The organism is Namhaeicola litoreus, from assembly GCF_042679565.1.
Lineage (GTDB): Bacteria > Bacteroidota > Bacteroidia > Flavobacteriales > Flavobacteriaceae > Namhaeicola > Namhaeicola litoreus.
On sequence record NZ_JBHTMY010000001.1, the window covers coordinates 273,793 to 295,108 of the forward strand.

Annotated in this window: 21 protein-coding genes; 14 read left to right on the forward strand and 7 right to left on the reverse strand. The window is 34.1% G+C overall.

Going from position 1 to position 21,316, the window contains the following annotated elements; all coding sequences use genetic code 11:
• Positions 1-2 precede the first annotated feature (2 nt).
• Positions 3-260 (forward strand): hypothetical protein, encoded by a 258-nt coding sequence (locus ACFQ39_RS01225; protein WP_377175626.1) that lies wholly within the window; start codon positions 3-5, stop codon positions 258-260.
• Positions 261-702: 442 nt separating this feature from the next.
• Positions 703-1,524: a hypothetical protein gene (locus tag ACFQ39_RS01230; protein WP_377175627.1), complete on the forward strand. Its 822-nt coding sequence runs from the start codon at positions 703-705 to the stop codon at positions 1,522-1,524.
• A gap of 288 nt (positions 1,525-1,812) precedes the next feature.
• Here ACFQ39_RS01230 and ACFQ39_RS01235 read toward each other — a convergent pair whose 3' ends face one another.
• Both ACFQ39_RS01235 and ACFQ39_RS01240 read right to left on the reverse strand, forming a co-directional pair.
• Entirely contained in the window at positions 1,813-2,862 is a 1,050-nt protein-coding gene (locus tag ACFQ39_RS01235; RefSeq protein WP_377175630.1) for a hypothetical protein, read from the reverse strand.
• Between the two features lie 293 nt (positions 2,863-3,155).
• A complete protein-coding gene (locus tag ACFQ39_RS01240) occupies positions 3,156-4,157 on the reverse strand; it encodes a hypothetical protein (RefSeq protein ID WP_377175632.1) in 1,002 nt (333 codons plus the stop codon).
• 247 nt (positions 4,158-4,404) lie between these two features.
• Here ACFQ39_RS01240 and ACFQ39_RS01245 point away from each other — a divergent pair, with 247 nt between their 5' ends.
• Positions 4,405-4,854, forward strand: a complete 450-nt coding sequence (locus ACFQ39_RS01245) for a JAB domain-containing protein (protein ID WP_377175634.1) — start codon at positions 4,405-4,407, stop codon at positions 4,852-4,854.
• A gap of 44 nt (positions 4,855-4,898) precedes the next feature.
• Here the strand turns inward: ACFQ39_RS01245 and ACFQ39_RS01250 are convergent, their stop codons facing one another.
• From ACFQ39_RS01250 to ACFQ39_RS01270, 5 genes are all read right to left on the reverse strand, one after another.
• Positions 4,899-5,594 (reverse strand): PD-(D/E)XK nuclease family protein, encoded by a 696-nt coding sequence (locus ACFQ39_RS01250; protein WP_377175636.1) that lies wholly within the window; start codon positions 5,592-5,594, stop codon positions 4,899-4,901.
• A gap of 16 nt (positions 5,595-5,610) precedes the next feature.
• The gene (locus ACFQ39_RS01255) at positions 5,611-6,069 is read right to left on the reverse strand and encodes a hypothetical protein (RefSeq protein WP_377175638.1); all 459 of its coding nucleotides are present in this window, start codon (positions 6,067-6,069) and stop codon (positions 5,611-5,613) included.
• Positions 6,070-6,242: 173 nt separating this feature from the next.
• Positions 6,243-7,880 (reverse strand): DUF4116 domain-containing protein, encoded by a 1,638-nt coding sequence (locus tag ACFQ39_RS01260; RefSeq protein ID WP_377175640.1) that lies wholly within the window; start codon positions 7,878-7,880, stop codon positions 6,243-6,245.
• 17 nt (positions 7,881-7,897) lie between these two features.
• Positions 7,898-8,719 (reverse strand): 8-oxoguanine DNA glycosylase OGG fold protein, encoded by an 822-nt coding sequence (locus ACFQ39_RS01265; protein ID WP_377175642.1) that lies wholly within the window; start codon positions 8,717-8,719, stop codon positions 7,898-7,900.
• Positions 8,720-8,787: 68 nt separating this feature from the next.
• A complete protein-coding gene (locus tag ACFQ39_RS01270; protein ID WP_377175644.1) occupies positions 8,788-9,699 on the reverse strand; it encodes a helix-turn-helix transcriptional regulator in 912 nt (303 codons plus the stop codon).
• 188 nt (positions 9,700-9,887) lie between these two features.
• Between ACFQ39_RS01270 and ACFQ39_RS01275 the strand changes: the two genes are divergently transcribed.
• From ACFQ39_RS01275 to ACFQ39_RS01325, 11 genes are all read left to right on the forward strand, one after another.
• On the forward strand, positions 9,888-9,965 hold the full coding sequence (locus tag ACFQ39_RS01275; RefSeq protein WP_377175862.1) for a JAB domain-containing protein: 78 nt from the start codon (positions 9,888-9,890) through the stop codon (positions 9,963-9,965).
• A gap of 120 nt (positions 9,966-10,085) precedes the next feature.
• Positions 10,086-12,614 (forward strand): DEAD/DEAH box helicase family protein, encoded by a 2,529-nt coding sequence (locus tag ACFQ39_RS01280; protein ID WP_377175646.1) that lies wholly within the window; start codon positions 10,086-10,088, stop codon positions 12,612-12,614.
• On the forward strand, positions 12,611-12,994 hold the full coding sequence (locus tag ACFQ39_RS01285) for a GIY-YIG nuclease family protein (protein ID WP_377175649.1): 384 nt from the start codon (positions 12,611-12,613) through the stop codon (positions 12,992-12,994). The genes ACFQ39_RS01280 and ACFQ39_RS01285 overlap by 4 nt, the downstream gene beginning before the upstream one ends.
• A gap of 4 nt (positions 12,995-12,998) precedes the next feature.
• The gene (locus ACFQ39_RS01290) at positions 12,999-15,572 is read left to right on the forward strand and encodes an N-6 DNA methylase (protein WP_377175651.1); all 2,574 of its coding nucleotides are present in this window, start codon (positions 12,999-13,001) and stop codon (positions 15,570-15,572) included.
• A complete protein-coding gene (locus ACFQ39_RS01295) occupies positions 15,572-16,420 on the forward strand; it encodes an SIR2 family protein (RefSeq protein WP_377175653.1) in 849 nt (282 codons plus the stop codon). The genes ACFQ39_RS01290 and ACFQ39_RS01295 overlap by 1 nt, the downstream gene beginning before the upstream one ends.
• A complete protein-coding gene (locus ACFQ39_RS01300) occupies positions 16,420-17,109 on the forward strand; it encodes a hypothetical protein (RefSeq protein ID WP_377175656.1) in 690 nt (229 codons plus the stop codon). Before ACFQ39_RS01295 ends, ACFQ39_RS01300 begins: the two co-directional genes overlap by 1 nt.
• Before the next feature lie 186 nt (positions 17,110-17,295).
• A complete protein-coding gene (locus tag ACFQ39_RS01305) occupies positions 17,296-18,192 on the forward strand; it encodes a DUF5655 domain-containing protein (protein ID WP_377175657.1) in 897 nt (298 codons plus the stop codon).
• Positions 18,193-18,222: 30 nt separating this feature from the next.
• Complete coding sequence (locus tag ACFQ39_RS01310; RefSeq protein ID WP_377175659.1) at positions 18,223-18,750, forward strand: hypothetical protein; 528 nt, start codon at positions 18,223-18,225, stop codon at positions 18,748-18,750.
• 110 nt (positions 18,751-18,860) lie between these two features.
• Positions 18,861-19,796 (forward strand): DUF5677 domain-containing protein, encoded by a 936-nt coding sequence (locus ACFQ39_RS01315; RefSeq protein WP_377175661.1) that lies wholly within the window; start codon positions 18,861-18,863, stop codon positions 19,794-19,796.
• A 90-nt stretch (positions 19,797-19,886) separates the two neighbouring features.
• Positions 19,887-20,261, forward strand: coding sequence for a hypothetical protein (locus ACFQ39_RS01320; protein WP_377175663.1), 375 nt, complete (start codon positions 19,887-19,889; stop codon positions 20,259-20,261).
• A gap of 103 nt (positions 20,262-20,364) precedes the next feature.
• Positions 20,365-21,183, forward strand: coding sequence for a putative phage abortive infection protein (locus tag ACFQ39_RS01325; RefSeq protein WP_377175665.1), 819 nt, complete (start codon positions 20,365-20,367; stop codon positions 21,181-21,183).
• The last annotated feature ends 133 nt before the right edge of the window (positions 21,184-21,316 follow it).

Consider the following 21,316-nt stretch of genomic DNA (forward strand, 5'->3'; position numbering starts at 1 on the left):
CCATGAAAGAACTTCCAATACATTTCATCGGCCAGGGTGAAGTACGCGGTTATGAATTCACCCAAATAAGCAAGACAGATCAGGCTTTTATATACGAAGTCAACAGTTGTAGTAGTAAATACTACGAAGTCTTTAAAAAACGTCTAAACAAGCGCTTTGGCACAGTCAGTTATCCAACTTCACGAGGATTTGGTATCTGGGCATGGACTTATATGTCTTTGGAGAGAGCAGAACGGAAGTTTAATGAACTGAACTCCTGATGCTGTGGTCGATGGATTTAAAATATCGACCCCTGTTTTTGACTACGACAAGATCGCAAGAGGTTCGTATCTTGATTTTACCCAAGTACGAGATGCGGAAACAAATAATCCAGTTGTAAACCAGTTTGGGAATAGTCACATTTCTGCAAAGTATCAAGGACTAACTTTCATCATCTACTTTAATTCGGATCAACCTTCCAGATTACTAATTACCGGTAGCTTTCACATATATTTCAATTCTGGCGCACATAATGCAAATGTCTTTACTTTTTTGAACTTCCTTGATGTTCTCCAGGATCTGCAGGATAAGTTTAACCTACAATGGAACCACTGCTATTTTCATAATCTTGAATTCGGGGTCAACATCATTCCTCCGGTAAAATCAAGTATCATTCTAAAAGGGTTACTGTCTCATTCCAACAGTCCCTTTAAGCAGATATCTATGGATAAGGCTAATTACTACCAAGCCCAACATGCCAATTATTACATTAAGGCTTACGATAAAGCAAAACAAAATCGTCATATAACAGGTGTCCCTAAAGAGTTACTAAGAATTGAACTGAAATATGTCAAGATGAATGATATTGTTAAGTATTTGAATAATCTTAATATCCACACCGGTAACAAACTCTCTGTTGCAGATACTGGCAATATTGATTTATGGAAAGCGCTTGGTGATCTAATTGTTAATAAATGGAATGAAATTCTATTCTTTGATTATACCATAAACAGAAAGAGGCTTTCAAGAAAACAAAAATCTCAATATGATCAGTATTCTAATGTCCACTTCTGGGAAGGACTATCAAGACAGAAAAAGTACAAAGAACTAATAAAATTCAAATCTTTTACAGAAAACCATTCCGATCATTTACAAGATAAGATTGCAACTCTTATTATTTCTAAACTGCAGGAATTACTTTCAGAAACATCTCCTACAATTTCCGAACAACCAAGGTTGTCCATAGATAGTACAATTTCTACTACTTTTGATTATAAAATATTAACTATCAGTAATTTAATAGAAAAATATGGAGACATATTTACCAACTCTAAAGGTGATTGCCCTTTAGTAACCTATGATAATGTTGAAGAAATTACTGGTGCACTTTTTGAAATAAAAGAGAGGGAGGAAGGGAGACGGATTAACAGTATATTAATTCGGTTAAATGGTCAACTTATACCATGGTTCAATTTATCACATTTTGATAAAGAAACACCAAACTACCAAGAGTGGATAAATCAACCAGGAGAATTGCCTTTCTGAAAACTTATACAATTAAAAAAATGTACTATAGCAATTTGAACCCTATTTTGGCACTGTTCTACCAAAAAGTCAAAAACGTTTATATTTTGTCGATATGGCATGCTCAAAATAGCACTATAGATTAGTATTGACAAAGCTATTCTAATAACATAATCCTGTTGACAAACTTTTTACAAGACTACTTTACGTTTTGTTTTGAGCTCAAAAAATAACATCGTTACTATCCCAAAAAAAACCACCCCATATCGAGGTGGTATGAGCAATTTATTTTTGCCAAGGTTTAGATAATTAATATCCGCAGTCTTCTGAGAATGTTGTCCATGGATCAATATTATATGATCTTATTTGTGTAAAAAAATTTTGATCTATTGATATACAAGTTAAATTTGGATTATTTGCTGTATATAAAAACGCAAATCTCCATACTTCTGGGTCAAAACTACCTGCTATATCTCTTAGATTTAAGTATGAAAGATTGCAATTATTTACACTAAAATTTCCAATAGTACAACCGCTAATGTCGACACTTTCTAGCTGTGGATTGTTGGATATAGATAATCCGGACGCACTTAATCCATGAGCTTCAAAGGTTCTAAATAAATTATATGAAAGATTAATACTAGCATTTCCTGATAGCCCTTCTTCTGGCAATAAAATAGTTTCTAATTTGTTATTATAACCTACTATTATATTTAATTTATTACTTTTTCGAAGGTCAACCATTTTTATGCTATTATCATAGAAGAGTATTTCCTTTAGTTCAGGTAACCAAGTAACATTTAAATCAATCAATTCATTTTTGGGGCATGATACTATTCTTAAAGCTTTATTTTTAATAAGGTTCAGACTCTGAAGCCTATTGTTATTAATATATAATTCTTTTAACATTGTATTTTTGCTGAGGTCAATGGATTTAATGTTATTATTAATAACCCGCAGTATCTGTAGATTTTTAAAATCTTCAATTCCTGTAAGATCAGCAATACCAAGATTATTTAAGTGTTTTGGAAAGCATTTAATGTCAGCAATATTAGAAGTAAGTACATAATTATCTAAAAAGTCATCATACCCGAAATCAATAAGTGCTTGTTCAAAAGCATCGTCAGGAACATACGTATACCCACATCTACCTAATTTATCACCATGCTTTAAATGGGCGTTTAGAGCATTTTCAGAAATACTCAATGTTTTCCAAGTATCGGTGTCAGAATCATAGTGGCAAACCTCAATTTTTGGTAGCTGTTTTTCAGCGGAAAGGTCAATGATTGGATCGTCTTCTTTTTCACAAGAGCCGAATAAGAAAATCGAAAGGGTCAGTAAATAAAAATACTTTTTCATATGTGAGGGGTTTTAAGATAAGTGATATAAACTTACGCTCTATTTTTTGCCTCTAACATGATAAATATCAGTTATTTATATACCCTCTAAGGGTATTTTTCGCAGTTCTTCCTCTAATTGTTTTAACTTTAGTTTATTTTTCTCCCTTTCGATTATGTCAAATGCTCTTTTTAAATCTTATATCAATTGATTGCCCATTCTTTTTTTGTCATTATCAAAATCCGTTGAATATATAACATAAAACCACCCCTTTCGAGGTGGTTCAAGCTATTAATTTTGTCAGATGTAAATGATTAATATCCGCAATATGTACTAAAACTTGCTGCACTCGAAGTTAAAGTTGCTGTACCTAAAACCGTCGAACTAACCTTTATACAAGACAATAAATTGTAGCTATCATCCCATACCCCAACAAATTTCAATAGAAAAAGATTAGACAAATCTAATTCTGTAATGCGGGTATTATCAAGTTGTATCTGTATTAAATTAACATTATTGGACAGGTCGAGACTTTCTATTGGAACTTGGTAAAGACCAAGCGTTTCTAATTTTACATTATTTGAAAGATCTATGGACTTTAAGGGAACATTTAAAAGGCTTAATACTTCTAAATTTATATTCTTACTTAGATCAATTTCCTTTAAATCGACAGAATAATAATGCTCTAATCCCAAAATTTTTAGATTGATATTTTGGGAGAGATCAATATAGGTAAGTTTATCGGTTGCCGTCTGAAGATGACTCAAAGATTTAAAATCTTCAATTCCAGTTAGATCTTCTACAATATTGGAGGAAATTCCAGTCCAATTACCGTTTTCGTCATAATAATAGAAACCCAGTAATAGCTGGGTTACTGAATTTATATTACTTGTCAAAACATAGTTATCTAAAACATCATCATATCCCAATCTAATCAACTCTTTCTCAAATGGATCATCTGGAACATAAGTATAGCCCTCTTTACATTCTCCTTCGTAGTCCCCATGATCTAAATGTCCAGCAAGCTCATTCTCATGGACACTAATTGTTTCACGAGTTCCGGTTTCTTTGTCATAGTGACAAACATTTACTAAATCAGAGCATTGACCTTCATAGTCTCCATGTTTCAAGTGCGCTTTTAAGGCATTTTCATTTATATTAATTGTTTTCCAAGTATCGGTGTCAGAATCATAATGACAAACCTCAATTTTTGGCAGCTGTTTTTCAGCGGAAAGGTCAATGATTGGATCGTCTTCTTTTTCACAAGAGCCAACTAAGAAAATCGAAAGGGTCAGTAAGTAGAAATACTTTTTCATGTATGAGGGGTTTAATTTGTTATATATTAAAGATATCCCAAGAGAAATGCATATAACATGACAAATATCATCTTTTCAAATACCCTCTCACGGTATTTTTTATGACCAAGTTGTCAAAAAGTTAACATCAATTTATAAAAAATAACCTCCACCCTATCTTCTAGTGGAGGTCCATTAATTCAATTTATTTATTAACCCAAGGGGTAGCAGTGTAAAAGCTGTTACCCCTTTTTTAATTCTATTTATTATGCAAACATTTGTATCAAAACTCCGTGAAGTAACCGCTGTTTACAAAACAGTAAATGACCTCAACAACATTAAGATAAGTTGTTCTAAAGATGTAGCTGATTTTGTGAGACGAATCTATCCTGTGGATATCAATATCAGGGAAGCCATGGTTGTCCTATACCTCAACAACTCAAACAGAACAATTGGTTATAGTATCAACAGTATTGGCGGTATTACAGGCACTTTGGTCGATGTAAGGCTCATACTAAGGGATGCTTTATTAACCCAGGCTACGGGGCTTATCTTGATCCACAACCATCCTTCAGGTAGCCTTCAACCAAGCACACCCGATCTGACAATTACAACCAAGGTAAAGGAGTCCGCTAAAATTATGGATGTTAACCTTATAGATCATTTGATATTAACAGAAGAGAGCCATTATAGTTTTGCTGATGAGGGCAAACTATAACAAATTAGAATTGACCATCAATATTTTTACGGGATTTGAAAATTTTACCGCAAGACTTCATTATACGATAACGCATATTTACAATATTCGCAATCAGGTGTCTCATCAGGTATTTTATTATTAGATAGGCATTGTTCAATTTCATCAAGTGTACCTTCTATCCATTGATCATTTCCAATATAGGGAATGATCTCACAATGAAAATTTATGCTCTCATTAAATTGCTCCTCATTTCGGTTTCCGGTACAATAGAGAAAGTAAGAAGTATCCGATACGTTCAAACCATTTTTCCTCAAAAGCCATTGGTAGATCTCCATTTGCCTTTTATATCCTGTCATCCAGTCGGAAAGTTCCATTACAGGTTCATTCTTGGCGGTTGCTTTGTAATCAACCACATGATATTCTCCTTTAGAGTTTATCCAAAGATCATCAATGCCTCCATAAATATGGAAATCACGGTTTTCGTCTTTAAATATCACCCCATGACCCAGAGAATTTCGCCATTTGTCAATCATGGGATGATTTGCAGGAATGGCGTCAAGACCAAAACGATCTTGAATAGGGTGTTTTGATCCTTCTTGTCGGTGGAAATCAAACTCCTTCTTCAGCAAATGATCCACAGCACTATTCAAGTTAAAAGGGTAACCGGGAGGCCTTTTTACACCATACTTGATATTTAAGTAAAAACATCGTGGACATTCAATGTAAAGATCAATTTTAGAACGGGAAAGTTTTAACATGATATCAATTTTAGGGTTATTTACAAATTTCTATTTTTATTAAATCACACTCTTTTTTAGTAAGTTTTTCAGCCAAATAAGCAACCAAGGGTGTATCTCCTATTTTTTTGATAGTAAAATCAATAAAAGGATGTTCCAACCATAACATCATGTTATGTTCATTCCTATTATTCCTATAAAATCGAATCAATAACAATCTTCTTTCATAAGATAGATACTGTCTAACATTTGTAATTTCTTTTTTTAACTTTTTGAGTAAAAAACTTCTTTTTAAATTATTTTTCTCCACATGCCTCTCAAAACATTTTATACTATGTTCATGCATTTTCATCTTTAATTCAAGATGAGGTTCAAAATCTTTATTCTCATTAACTTTTAAGAACTGAAAGAAACTTTCAAATTTTTTGAATTTCTCAATAGGAGAAACATATATGTATTTCGCTTCATCTTTTGCAAATGATAAAATGGATTCCACCTCTAAATATTGAGGTTCCAATCTTAACTCAACAGTGTGCAAAGAGACCAGTTTATTCATACACATAAAGTTTAGGTTTATTGTGTCAAATTTAGGTCTTAGGTCCGCCAAAAAATGGCGTAGTAATAAAAAATACTGTTTTTTAGGTCGGATTACTTAATAGAAATCTCTAATTACAGCCCAAGTCGTTCAACTAATTGGGGATCGGCAAACATTTTGGATTCAGGATTTTGTTTAATCGCTAAAAGAACCATTTCTTCATTAGCCCGAAGTCTATTACTCGCATATTCAAGGAGATTTCCTTCTTTTACGATAGCGGATCTTACTATCTCAGTATCATCTTTTATGTTTTCGCCCGCACATGAGAGACAGTTTGGAAAATGGCTGATAATTTTTCTCATAAAGTCATACTCATTCAAAAATTCGGGAGGAGCTATACTTTCAAGAGTACATTGCATATGCGGATACAATTCGTAACCAGCTTTTAAACAAAGAAATAATAGATCTTGATCCCGACGTAAAGATTCATCCGAAAAATTGAATATCGATCCATCCTCCCCATATTTTTGGAGAGCCTCTCTAAAAAAATCAGCATCTTTACTAAAATTCTCTCCAATTATTTTTCGATAAAGTTGACTGGCATCATCTTCCCAATTCCAAAATTCAAGGCTACAAGCAAGTAATAATTCCCTATCTGTTTGCCAATCTTCAGGCCAACTTAAAAAATCAACTCCAATTTCATCCACATCTTCCTCTCTCTGAGCTGCCAAAAATTTATTTTTATCAGAAAAAGCTGCTGCTCTTATTTCAGCATCGTTCTTTAGTTCATCACTTGCATAACAATAGTAGAATGGGATTCTATTAATAACCTCGAGCATGATCTCCTTATTATTTCTCCATTCTTCGGATAACCACATGACCAGATCAGAATTCAATTCAAGCGCTTTTTTGACAAATTCAGGGCTTTCTACGAGTTCTCTAGACACACCGTAATTGACAAGTCTATCCAGACTATATATCTGGCGATTCTTGATAGCTTCCAAAACCATTTCCTCATCTATACCTATTGACTCATCAGCTGATTGTAAAACCCAGTATCCATAGGTTTTTATTTTTACGGCTTCTTCATAAAAGGATCTATCTCGACTAAAATATTCGCGTAATGCCTGAGTGAATAAATTAAGGTTTTCATCGTTCCAACCCAAAATATGATCCTGCAAAGTTGAGAGCATAAAATTTTTGTCCGACTTCTGACCTGCTGAAAGGGTCGGGAAATAATCTCCATAACCAAAGGTGGGAAATATATAATCGTAATTGATCTGAGTGGTTGGAATTAGGTTCGTACCTTCTAAAGGTTCAAAATTTTTTGATAAAGGAATTCCAAGGAGCCAATTATTGGTACCATAATGGTCATTAACATAAAATAATTTTGTCTCAACCTCAAATGTTTCAGGGACATGCGGATGATTCGTTTTATTTACTTCTTTTTCAATTTGAAAAACCCTAGGAAAATATGGTGGAATATAAATTTTATTCTCATCCACATTATCATGGACATACAAGTGAAGATGAAAACGCATAAGGAGCAACAATTCATCATGATCTGATGGATCGTAACTAACATAATAATCCCAGTCATCAAGGGGTAGATTAAAATAGGTGTCAAAAAAGTATTGTAATCTTTCCGGAGTGATATGAAAAATTTCTTTTCTATTTGAACTGAGTCCTCGCCCAATTCTTATGAGCTTTTGTAACTCTTGCTGTAAGGTTTCTAATTGTGTCATGGTATAATTCAAAATAACTAATCCCAATTTTGAATGAAATTATTTTAAAAGAATTGGTTATAAACATTCCGCGGATTTTCATAACCACCATTTCCATTTAAAGGCCAACCAAACAAAAAGGTTTCAAGATCACTTAATAAGATCGGGTGATCTATCTGATTATTAATTTCATTCAACTGACTATGCATATAACTAAAATAACTGTGATAAAAATTAGGCTTGTCTCTTCTTAGTGTAAATGTTCCAAAGGGTGAATCTTGGTTCGAAATTGCATGTGTTAAATTAATTCTTTGGTTCTCATTGACATCCTCATCTGTATGTACTAAATACATAAATGCTTTGGTCAACCATTTATCAAGAATAGGTAAGTTATTACCGTCAGAAAAAAAGAAGAAAAATTTAGTAAAAAAAGCATACCCCACACCAGGTATATAATTTGGTTGTTGATATTGAAAAGAATTGAATAATTGGACTATTTCATTTGGTTCTTGATAATCGACGATATGAATTTGATTTCTTAAATTATCAAAGAATAAATCATCTTCACTATTTAAAAATAGACTTAAACCTAAAATTCCCTGAGGATATACAACAGTAAAATAAATTCCCCAGCACAAGATCAAAACACAAATTTCTTTAGAGGAATAAAGTCCATTAACATCATTAACCAACTCAATTATTTCTTCTCGATTTAATATTATGTGATTTTCTAGAATTAATCGATCTCTTAAATTCGTCAGAAAAGCGGGCTGACCATCCCTCCCTTCAACAATATTAATACCAATGTTTAACTGATCAATAATATTGAAACCAACTTGTTCAATGTTCTGAATATGTTGCAGATTTTCTAAGATATAAGGGCTCATAGGTATGAAGATTATAGTTTGAACTCAAAAATATATTATCAGTACGCCAAATATTGACGTACTTCTTTTTATTTATATTGTTGCAACGTTTTAATTAGACCTTCTTTAATCTTAATTACTAACCATTCCGGCTCAATTACCTTAACCGAATCAGCATATGCATATATTAGGTCTTCCAATTCCAGATTTGGAATTACATAAATAGAAATTCGGTACTCTTTATCATTGTTTTCAATAATAGTTTGAGAAGGATGAATTTTAAGCGATTCTAGATAGTTTCCACGCCAAGGAGAAAAAGAAAGAATTATGTGCTCTTTTTCTTTGCTTTCTGAAGCGCGAATTCCAATGATATCCTTAAAAATAGCATTCGGATCTTTGTTTGGATCTTTCGTGAATGTTTCCTTTTGTATTTCAAGATTCATAATTCTGTCTATTCCGAAGGTCAAGAAATTTGAATCTCCCTTTGGAATGGCCCTTAAATACCATCTGTTATTATACTCATGCAGTCCGTAAGGGTACACCTGAAATCTAGATATTGTTTTTTTTTGAAAACTATAGTGATCGAAGGAAACTACCTGGCTATTTTTAATCGCCAGGATTAAATCTTTTAGGTTGCCCATTCCTTTAAGATCATACATTTTATCAAAGGAGACCTGCTTAAAAAAGTCGTTACCTTCTTTCACGGAACTTTGAAAGAGTTCCGCCAGGTTTATCGTTTGCAACATTCTTACAAACCCTTCTATATCGGACCCCAAAGTTTCATCTTTGTCTATAAAATATCCTTTCTGACTTTTATTGTATTTTATTGAAATACCAAATGCTTTTCGCAAATCCTGAACAACTCTGTCAAATGATCTACTTCTTATACAAAAACCATTCTGTTCTAAATAACTTATGAGTTCTATTTTACTGGAATATGGCTTAAATTCTGTGCGGTTAAGAATTAACTGATACTGTCTTAATTTATCTTGCCAGCCCATAATGAAGAGGTTATCTAACCTTAAATTTACTAATTTATATTTAGTGGTGAAAAATGGAATTACTATTACTCGTAATTATATCGAAAGGAATTTGTTTAATTGGGCAACTACCCCTAATGGTATTCTATGGCGGCAAATTAGAATTAGCTAACTCTTTCTCAATCTAAATTAAAACTCCATTATAATAAATCCATGTTAACCTTTTGGATCATTTGATATTAACAGATGAGAACTATTATAGTTTTGCTGATGAGGGCAAAATTTAGCAACCTCAACGAGTAATTACATATGAATGATATAAGTCAGTCTATTTTCTAGAACATATGTTATATTAGCTTCTTTTTAATTGACTTTTTAATATCGTCACTTGAAATGAAAATTATTGTATGAAAAACGAAGCCCATGCGCGAATCAAGATTAATGAACTGCTTAGAGAAGCAGGTTGGAGGTTTTTTGATGATACAAATGGGAAAGCAAATATTCTGCTTGAAAACCACGTAAAAATTACCCAAAAGGAAATTGATGCTTGGGGAAATGATTATGAAAAAACAAAAAACGGTTCGCTTGACTTTCTTTTGGTTGACAGCAATAATAAACCGATTTGTGTTTTAGAAGCTAAAAAAGAAGACCTACACCCTCTTGCTGCCAAAGAACAAGCCAGAAAATACGCCAAGACAGTTGATGCTCAATACGTGATTTTATCGAATGGTATCGTTCACTATTTTTGGGATGTTACCAAAGGAAATCCTAAACCGATCTACAAGTTTCCTTCTCCTTATGAAATCGGTGCCATTAAAGATTGGAATCCTGACCGAAATGCTTTGGCTAGTGAAAAAGTGGCGATTGACTATATCGCTTCTATTCAAATGCCCGACTATGCGGAACGACCTGAATGGAAAGGCAGCATTGAAGCCAGCAAAGATTTTATATGGACAAACGGACTTAGATTTTTACGTCACTATCAATTAAGTGCCATAGAACATTTGCAGAAAGCAGTAGCCAATGGCAAAGACCGCTTTTTGTTTGAGATGGCAACAGGAACAGGAAAAACCCTGACTTCTGCGGCTGTCATTCGTTTGTTCCTGAGAACACAAAACGCCAGACGAGTTTTATTTTTGGTTGACCGTTTGGAATTGGAAGACCAGGCTTGGAAAGCATTTACCCAATATCTTAAACCCGATTACAGCACTTTCATTTACAAAGAACACAGAAGCGATTGGCACAAAGCAGATATTGTGGTTACCACCATTCAATCGCTTATGTTTAATGACAAATATCGTTACGATTTTTCTCCAACGGATTTTGACCTGATTATTTCGGACGAAAGTCATCGTTCTATTTCCGGAAACGCCAGAGCGGTTTTTGAATACTTCCATGGGTATAAATTAGGATTAACAGCCACACCAAGAGATTATCTGAAAGGCGTTGACCCTGAAAAAGTAAAAGAAAACGACCCAAGAGAAATTGAACGAAGAATGTTGCGAGACACCTACTCAACTTTTGGTTGTGACGGTGGAGACCCAACTTATCGTTATTCGCTTCTAGATGGTGTAAAAGATGGTTTTCTAATTAATCCAAAGGTGTTGGATGCTCGAACAGAAATTACAACACAACTACTTTCTGATGAAGGTTATGCGGTTGTTGTTCCAACAGAAGAAGGAGAAGAAACCGAAACTTTTGTTTCTCGTGATTTTGAAAAGAAGTTTTTCTCTGAAAAAACCAACGGTGTTTTTTGCCAAACCTTTTTGGAAAACGCGCTGCGGGATCCCATTACAAAAGAAATTGGAAAAACCATCATTTTTGCGGTAAGTCAGAATCATGCTCGGAAGTTAACTGAGATACTCAATGAATTTGCCGAACAACTTTATCCAGGAAAATACAATTCTGATTTTGCAGTTCAGGTAACTTCTCAGGTAGGTGATGCTCAACAAATGACCATCAACTTTACAAACAACAATCTAAGTGGAAAAACAACTTGGCTGGAAGGTTATAAATCTTGTAAAACAAGAGTTTGTGTAACCGTTGGTATGATGACTACCGGCTACGATTGTCCTGATTTGCTGAACATTTGCATGATGAGACCAATTTTTAGCCCAGCGGATTTCGTACAAATAAAAGGCAGAGGTACACGAAAGAACACCTTTGAATTTAAGTTCAAAAACGAATTGAACGAAGAAGAAATGAAACGCCATGAAAAAGAAGTTTTTAAACTCTTCGACTTCTTTGCCAACTGCGAATATTTTGAGGAAAAGTTTGATTATGACGAAAAGCTAAAACTCCCCAAACCGAAAAAAGGAGGAGGTGAAGGTGGTGGCGGTGGTGTTGACCTTGACAAATACACCACATTTCAGCCCGATCCCTTATTGTCTTTAAGTGAACAGCAAATCGGTTATGAAGGGATGAAGATTGACCGCATGTTGTTCAAAAAGTTTGAAGACCGCATCAAAATGGACGACATGATTAAGAAACATGTAGAACTAGGAAATTGGGAGCATGTGATCAGTCATATTCAGCAAGAGATTTTTGACAAACCAGAAGAATATTTCAACCTTGAAAAACTTAGAAAAGCAGCCAAGATTGACCGCAAGGTTTCTATTCGTGAAGTGGTAGAAAAGATATTTGGTATCATCCCGAAATTCAAATCAAAAGATGAATTGCTGGAAGAAGAGTTCGACAAGTTTATTTCCATTTATCCGCCAGAGGAAGATGTAAATTTAAGGGCACTCAAATACTTTTTTAAAGCCTACATTGTTGACCAAGACATTCGAAAAATCATTTCTTCCAAAGATTTCCATGCCTTGCAAACACACCCAATGCTTACCATTTCACAATTCAAAGAAGTGGCAGTCAAATATCGGCAGGTGATCCCTGAATACATTAATGATTATGTGAAACTTGAACGATTCGCAGCATGATGCAATTAAATCTAGCAGACACGAAAGAACTTGAATGTCGCCCAGGAGTCTATAGGATTTACTGGATTAAGAACGGAAAAAGACAACCAATCAAGCGTTTCATGGGGTCAGATAAAACGGGCCTAATTTACATTGGTGAGTCTATTAATATTCGCAAAAGATTGAATGAGTTTAGAAATGCCGCTTTCGGAAAATCGCAGGAATCTCATGTTGGTGGAAAGAAAATATTTAGACTAGACATCTTGAAAAGTCATATTCAAAAGAAAGATCTGTTTTTTGAATTTGAGTATACAGAACCAAACGAACATAGGGACCGGGAAAATCAATTACTCGAGCATTACAAGCAGAAATTTGGTGAAGTACCACCCTTAAATGGATAAAAACATGTTAGATACATCTACAAAGAAAAGAATAGACGATTGCCGGGATATTTTAGTGGGCAAACTGCCCGACCCCAAAGCACAAATAGAGCAAATTACCATTGGTTTGATTTACAAGTTCATGGACGACATGGATAAAGAGGCCATTGAATTGGGTGGTTCGGCAAAGTTCTTTTCTGGTGATTATGAAAAATACGCTTGGGACAAGCTGTTTGACACCAAAGTAACGGCTGCCGAAATGCTTCGCTTGTATTCGGATGCCATTGAAAGTATGGAGAAGAACCCGAACATTCCACAACTGTTTCGTGATATTTTCAATAATGCCTATTTGCCTTATCGCGACCCTGAAACATTGAAACTGTTTCTGAAAACCATTGGCGAATTTGAATACACCCACAGCGAAAAACTGGGTGATGCTTTTGAATACCTGCTTTCGGTGATGGGTTCGCAAGGCGATGCAGGACAGTTTAGAACACCCAGACACATCATTGATTTTTTGGTGGCGATTATTGACCCTGACAAAGGCGAAACCATTCTTGACCCTGCGTGTGGAACAGCAGGTTTTTTGATTTCTGCTTACAAGCATATCTTGCTCAAACATACCAAAGCCAACAAAGAAGGTTTGAACATTTTCGAGTATAACAAACTCTCAAACCTGCCTGAGGGCAAGACAGGAAAACCTTTCAATAATTTAGGTGACCAACTCACACCTGACGACCGAAAAAAACTGATTCAGAATTTTGCAGGCTATGACATTTCACCCGACATGGTGCGACTGAGTTTGGTGAATTTGTATCTGCATGGTTTTTCTGACCCACATATTAATGAGTACGATACGTTGAGCAGCGAAGACCGTTGGAATGAAAACTTTGATGTGGTGTTGGCCAATCCGCCATTTATGAGTCCGAAAGGTGGCATACGACCACACAAGAAATTTACCATTAGCAGCAACCGCTCGGAAGTGCTGTTTGTGGACTACATAGCCGAACACCTTAACCCCAAGGGCAAAGCAGGCATTATTGTGCCCGAAGGTGTGATTTTCCAAAGCGGAACGGCATACAAAGCATTACGCAAGATGTTGGTTGAAGATTATCTGTATGCCGTAGTGAGTTTACCCGCAGGTGTGTTTAACCCCTACAGTGGCGTAAAGACTTCCATTTTGTTGATGGACAAGGCCATTGCCAAACAACGTAACGAAATTCTGTTTGTTAAAATTGACAATGATGGTTACAACTTGGGTGCACAACGAGCAGCCGTAAAAGGCGGTCAATTAAAAGAAGCCATTGCCCTAACCCATGAATTTGTGGCATCAGGTGAAATCTCTGATTCGTTGATTGCTCATGCGGTTTTGAAAACTGAGATAGCTGCGAATGGGGATTATAATTTGAGTGGGGAGAGATATAAATCAAAACTTGTTGCCGATTCAAATTTTGAAATGGTAGATCTCTCAAATGAAGAGATATTTAAAATTTTATCAGGTGGAACGCCAAGTTCATCAGTTGATGAATATTGGAATGGAGATATTAATTGGGCAACCTTAATTGACTTGCCTCAATCTGAATTTATTTCCGTTATTTATTCGACAGAACGAAAGATTACTGAAGAAGGGTTAAAGAATTCTTCGGCTAAAATGCTTCCAATAAACTCAGTAATTGTCTCAACAAGAGCAACAATAGGCAGAATTGCCATTAATGCAGCTGAGTGTTCTACGAATCAAGGTTTTAAAAACATCATAATAGAAGATTTCAGTAAAGCAAACACTTATTTCGTTGCTTTAATGATGACAAGGCTCATTGATAGAATGAATGCAATGGCCACAGGTGGAACATTCAAGGAACTCTCAACTTCGAATTTCAAAACTCTCCAAATCCCCCTTCCCCCCTTATCCATTCAGGAAGAAATAGTAGCCGAAATAGAAGGCTATCAAAAAATAATAAATGGCGCCAAAGCCGTAGTAGCCAACTACAAACCCAAAATAGACATAGACCCAGATTGGGAGATGGTGGAGTTAGAAACCATTGCACAAGTAATAAGTGGTTATGGTTTTAATAGTTCAGATTTCAGTGATGATAACCCAATTAGATGCATAAAAATTACAAATGTTGGGGTTCGTGAATTTGTGGATGACGATTCTAGCCGATTACCTGAACATTTCATAGAAGAGTATTCAAGGTACGCAGTAAACACAGGTGACTTAGTAATATCCTTAACACGTACAATAATCTCAAGTGGGCTAAAGGTTGCTGTTGTACCTGAGTCGTGGGACAACACATTAGTAAATCAGCGAGTTGCAGGCTTAAAACCAATGAAAGATTCTAATATTCAATTTCTGTATCACTATTTGTGTTCGGACTCTGTTTACAAATACGTTGAAGAGCAATCAAGGTCTTTAATGCAACCCAATTTATCTGTTACTGATTTGAAGAAATTACCTGTACCTAATCCACCAATTGATATTCAAAATGGAATTGTACAGCAAATACAAATTGAGCAAGAATTGGTCAATTCTAACAAGAAGCTAATTGAAATTTTTGAGCAGAAGATAACGGAAAGAATTGCTAAAGTTTGGGGTGAGTGATGGGTGCATTAAGAGAAATATCAAACCAACACCACCGGGTCGCTTACTTGATTGGCAATGGCCCTAATCTTGCTGCCAACATAATGCCTTCATGGAAAGATTTGTTGAAGTCAGCGGCAGACCGTCCTATCAACTTTGAAATAGACGGCCTTTCAAATACTGAGGTGTATGATTTGGTAGAACTCCATTCCGAAAATGGTCATGATGTTAAGGAAAGGGTGAAAACCAAACTTGAACTTCTTCCAAGCTATGATATCAGTATTCATAGACGGTTAATGGAGTTTGCTGAATCAAACAATTCACCAGTATTGACCACCAATTTTGATGAAGCATTTGAAAACTCAATCAATGCCGAATTACACCATATTGACTCAAAGGGCTTCACACGTTTTTATCCATGGAAAACTTACTACGGTCGAGAGCAATTGGTCTTACCAACGGATGGATTTGGCATTTGGAAAATTCATGGAGATGTACGTTACAAGGACAGTATTCGCTTGGGATTGACTGATTATATGGGAAGTGCTGAACGAGCAAGAAAACTCATTCACAACGGAGATGACCGATTGTTTCAAGGCAAGCGTCAAGAGTTTTGGCAAGGTCATCAAACTTGGCTTCACATTTGGTTCAATTTACCGATTGTCATTTTCGGATTGGGTTATGGTATTGATGAAGTGTTTCTGAGATGGTTACTTATTGAAAGAAGACGCTATTTGAACATTTATCATGATCCAATGGAAGTGTATTACGTTTCAAAAGGAACGCCAGCACCACCAACGCAAAATCTGATGCAAAACCTTGGTGTAACCATTAAAGTCGTAAACAACTATTCAGAAATCTACGGGTAATGGCAGAGCATTTTGAAATATTGAACTATCTGCCCATTCGTTTCAAAAACAGGAACGAGCAAGAATACATTGAATTTCTTTGGGATTCTTTTGAGAGCAATTACAACAATGAAAAATATCAATTTTCATTTATAGCGTATCACATGCTCTTTATGAGTTTTGTGTATTTTAATGTATGGCAAATTAAGAAAATTCACTCGGCAGATTACGACAAAATCACGCTTGGTTTTAATGATTGCTTCAATAACGCCACATCGCCTTTTACATTCAGCCAAGAACAAGAAAGACGGATTTTTACCCTTTTCAAATTCTTTGGTTTAGGCAATGAGAAAATCGGACAATACAAGAAAATAGTTGACTTGAGAAATGAAGTAGCCCACAGCAACGGAAACATATTTTTTAAGGCTCAGGAAACAGTGGACAACAAAATCACAGAGATTTTAAGGTTTGCAGAAGAAATCCAACAACACAGCAAATCGGCCATTCAAGATTGCTTCAAACGCTTTTTAATAGAAAGTCAAAACGAAGACGACAGAAGATACATTGACATTCAGGAGCAAATACATGAAGAATTAGTGCATGAGCATTATTTATCACAAAAAGACTTAGAATTTTGTATGGAGTATGACATCACAGAATTGGCAAAGAACCGAATTATGGAGAAATTGAAAGAATATTTGAAATATTAAAAATTGAATACGCAACAGAAAAGAATGCCAACACCTAAAGCCACACACATTGCCAAAAATTCATATCCAGGTAAATTATTCTATAAGAGTTGACAAGTGCAAATAGACCAAGCTACCAAGGAAATAGTTGAAATTAAAAGCTAATAACAGAATTGCTACGATATAGAAGAGTAAAATAAATTAATCATGGCAGATATAAAATTGTATACTTTAAAAGGGGGTATTGCAAAGGCAAAAACTCCCGTTGATTTTAAATTTGAAAGAGAAATTCAAGCACTTTGCGAAAAAAATTTAGAGACCTTTTTTGGTATTCGCTTTCTTGCCACAGAATATTCTACCGGGAACAAGCATAAAGGGAGAATTGACAGTCTAGGTATCGATGAAAATAACTGCCCGGTTATCATTGAATATAAACTTGACAGTAAAGAAAATGTCATCAATCAAGGATTGTTCTATTTGGACTGGCTTATGGACCACCAGGCTAATTTTGAATTGCTCTGTATGGACAAACTCGGTAAGAAAACCGAAGTAGACTGGAGTAGTCCAAGACTATTATGTATTGCAAGGGATTTTACCCGTTATGATGACTATGCAATAGGGCAAATCAATAGAAATATTGAACTTATTAGGTATAGAGCATTTGAGGATGACAATATTATCTTTGAACTAGCAGGCGCCACCCAAAAGCAAGAGATTTCGAAGTCTTCAAATGGCTCACAGCAAAAATACAGAAACATGGAAGATGCCATAAATGCGGCATCAGATGATTTACTCAACCTCTACCAGGAACTTGAAGACTACCTATTCTCTCTGGGAGACGATGTTCAAAAAAAGGAGCTCATGTATTATCATGCCTTTTCGAGGATCAAGAATTTTGCCTGTGTTGAACTGAGAACGAAAAAGAAAGATTTGTTGATCTATTTAAAACTCAATTATAATTCTATTGAGAACCCACCAAAAAATTTAAGAGATGTTTCCAATATAGGTCATTATGGTACAGGGGATGTAGAGCTTACGATACAATCTATGGAAGAATTGGAAAATTCAAAACATCTTATTGAGGAATCATATAAAAATAGTTGATGCCATTTTAACTTTCAAAGTGATAAAGCAATGAAAAACAGAAAAATACAGATATTATTTCTAACAGTCTTGTTTGTTATTTTAATTATTGTTTTGGTGTATTTAGCATTAAGATATCCTGAAATAATAAAATTGGAATTGTTTATTGGTCTCATTGCAATTTTTACAACTTTATATTTCAGTTTGAATAAAAGCTGGCTTGATCATGACAAAATATTTATAGATTTATTTCATCAGATGAATACTAAGTTTGATGAATTGAATGAAGATTTGAACAGTATCCGAGAATTTGGTAAACCTATGAATGATAGGAATCCTGATGCCGTTATACAAGATTATTTAAATTTATGCAGTGAGGAATATTTATGGTATATGAAAGGTAGAATAGATGAATCTGTTTGGGTTGCATGGAAGGCTGGGATGAATTATTATCTCGAATCTGATATCATAAAAAGTTATTTTATTTCTCAAAAACCATATGATGTATCGTACTATGGATTCATAAATGCAATATTGAAAGAAAAAAAATCAAATAAGAAGTATAAAAACAAGGCTTGACCTGATTTTGAGTCCGTTAACATAAGTGTTCAAACAGTAGATATTGTTAACGATTTACCAAAATTAGAATTTGAATAAAATATTATGACTAAAACTAATTGAACTAAAAAATGGGAACCCATCCAATTGAAGAACTACTACCCAGAAAAACAGATCAAATTTTGCAATTAGCACTGGATGCATATTCTTCTTCTATAGATGAGGTTGTTAATTTTGGGACTCATATTATTCTTTGGGATTATAAGAAGAAAAGGGATGGGAAAGACAATCATATTCCAACTTTATTTTTACGTAACATAATTGAAATTGGAGATTCAATTTCAATTCTAATTAAGAGCTCATCAATTGATCCTAGTAAAATTTTGATCAGATCTCTTTTAGAGAATTTTTTTCAATTATTATATATGCTTGAGAAAGATGAAAAAGAGAGGGCTCAATGTTTCATGATTTATAAAGCAGTGAACGATCTAAAATACTACAAAAAGTTTATCTCATCTGATCCATCCTCAAAAGGATTATTTTCAAAGCTAGAAAAAGACCAAAGTGATTTTGATATAACAAATTTATTAGATAGAGATGATTTCATTAAAGCTATCGAATCAAAGTCTTCAATTTTAAAGAAACCAGAATTTAAAGATGTTTACGAAGAATATCTAAGAACAAAGAAAATTGGTAATGGTAGAAATCCAAATTGGTATTCCTTGTATGACGGACCTAAGAACATAGAGCAGTTATCCACTCATCTCAGAAGGGTATATTACTATGAATTTTTTTATAGAAGTTTTTCCCAAAACGTACACATTTCGGATTTATTTAAAGGATTGGCATTGGTAGGAATCGATAAGGCACAGATGATTCAGATAAGGGATTTTGAGGATTGTCATACAGTTTTTATTGCAACTAATAAGATTTTATTGGCCTTATTCATAGAATATGTGCAGAAAAGAATACCTGAGCGCAATCAGGAATTTAGGTTTTGGTTTAATTCTTTTTATCCAGAATATGATAAATTAGTTCAAAAAGGGCAGATAAAGTATAAGAAATGAAACACAGTAACTATGAAAAATGTTGCGGAGTTAATATAGTAGAATTTGATAGTTTCATATAAAGTAATCAAAAAACTTAAATTTTTTTCAATGGATTTTGAATTTATTCTTTCCTCCTATTTCTGTAGTCATTCTGAAATTACTCTTCGAGACAATAAACTCTCAAGAAAAGATAGGTTTGATAAAGTAAAATCTATAGTAACTCCCGAAACATTAAAACTATTTTGGGAGAAAATTAAAGCATTACACATAGATACTTGGGATAGTGAATATATCGATGATGCTATTTTTGATGGTACACAATGGGAATTAAAAGTTAAGTCAGACTTCTTAATAAAAAAAATAGTGGGTTCCAATGCCTTTCCGGATGGAGGCATTGAATTGGATGAAACTCCCATTTTTGATGAACTTATAAAAGCTGTGGAGTTTTTGATAGGGGAAGAAGATTTTTTTAATTTATCATAATTTAACAAATGGAACATATATATTTATTGATTTTCAGGGGTATTTGTACAGAGATAAGGTTGGGTAGGAATAATTATTTTTAAAAAACATAGGACAAAATAAAATGGACGTTTTCTCTATAAAGACCGCTAAGATTCTATTTTGGGTTGGTTTAGGTTTATTAATACCTGGCTTAATTATTTTCTTTTGGGGAGAATCATTTCTCAATTTTGATGAGCAAATAAAGTCTGATAAAATTGGTCAGTTCGGCGATTTTGTTGGTGGTTTAATCGGTTCCTTATGGGCTGCTGCAGGCTTTATTTTGTTTTATGTTGCATTGAAAGAACAAATCAATTCTTACAATTTACAGAAAGTTGAATTTGAAAGTACGAAGAATCTATTGAAGCAACAGAAATTTGAAACTACATACTTTAATATGCTGAATTTACTTATTAATATCGTCGGCACAATGAAAAGAAACGATTCAAGTTTAAATTCAAATAATTCAAAAGATTGTTTTATGTTTTATTATGATGAATTGGAAAAGCATATTATTAATAGTGATAATTTACAAGATGTTCTTATGAACAAGGGTAATCCAAGACAAATCGATATACAAGAAGGTTTTATAAAGTTTTATGATAAATATAAAAACGAACTCGAAAAATATTTCAACAATACATACAACATTCTCAAATTTATCCATAAACATCAACTACCAGATAGTAAGTTTTACTTCAACTATTTAAGGGCTCAGTTCAATTCAAATGAGCTCATTTTAATGTTTCACTATGCTTTAAGTGAAAAAAGTAATGAGAATTTAAAAGAATATATCGAGAGTGGAGAATTCTTTAGATACCTCGACAAGGATAATCGGCTAGTTAAAGATTTTTTAGATTTTTATTTGCCAATAGCCTATGAACAAACTTATTCTAAAAAATAAGTTATTGAAGATATTTGTGGATGTTTTTTCTTAATTAACTCTATTATTTTTTGAGTTATTCCTTTAGTATTTTGATCCATAGGTGTGACGTTTAAACTAAAGTTTTTGATTAATGCTAAAACCATAAGCAAGG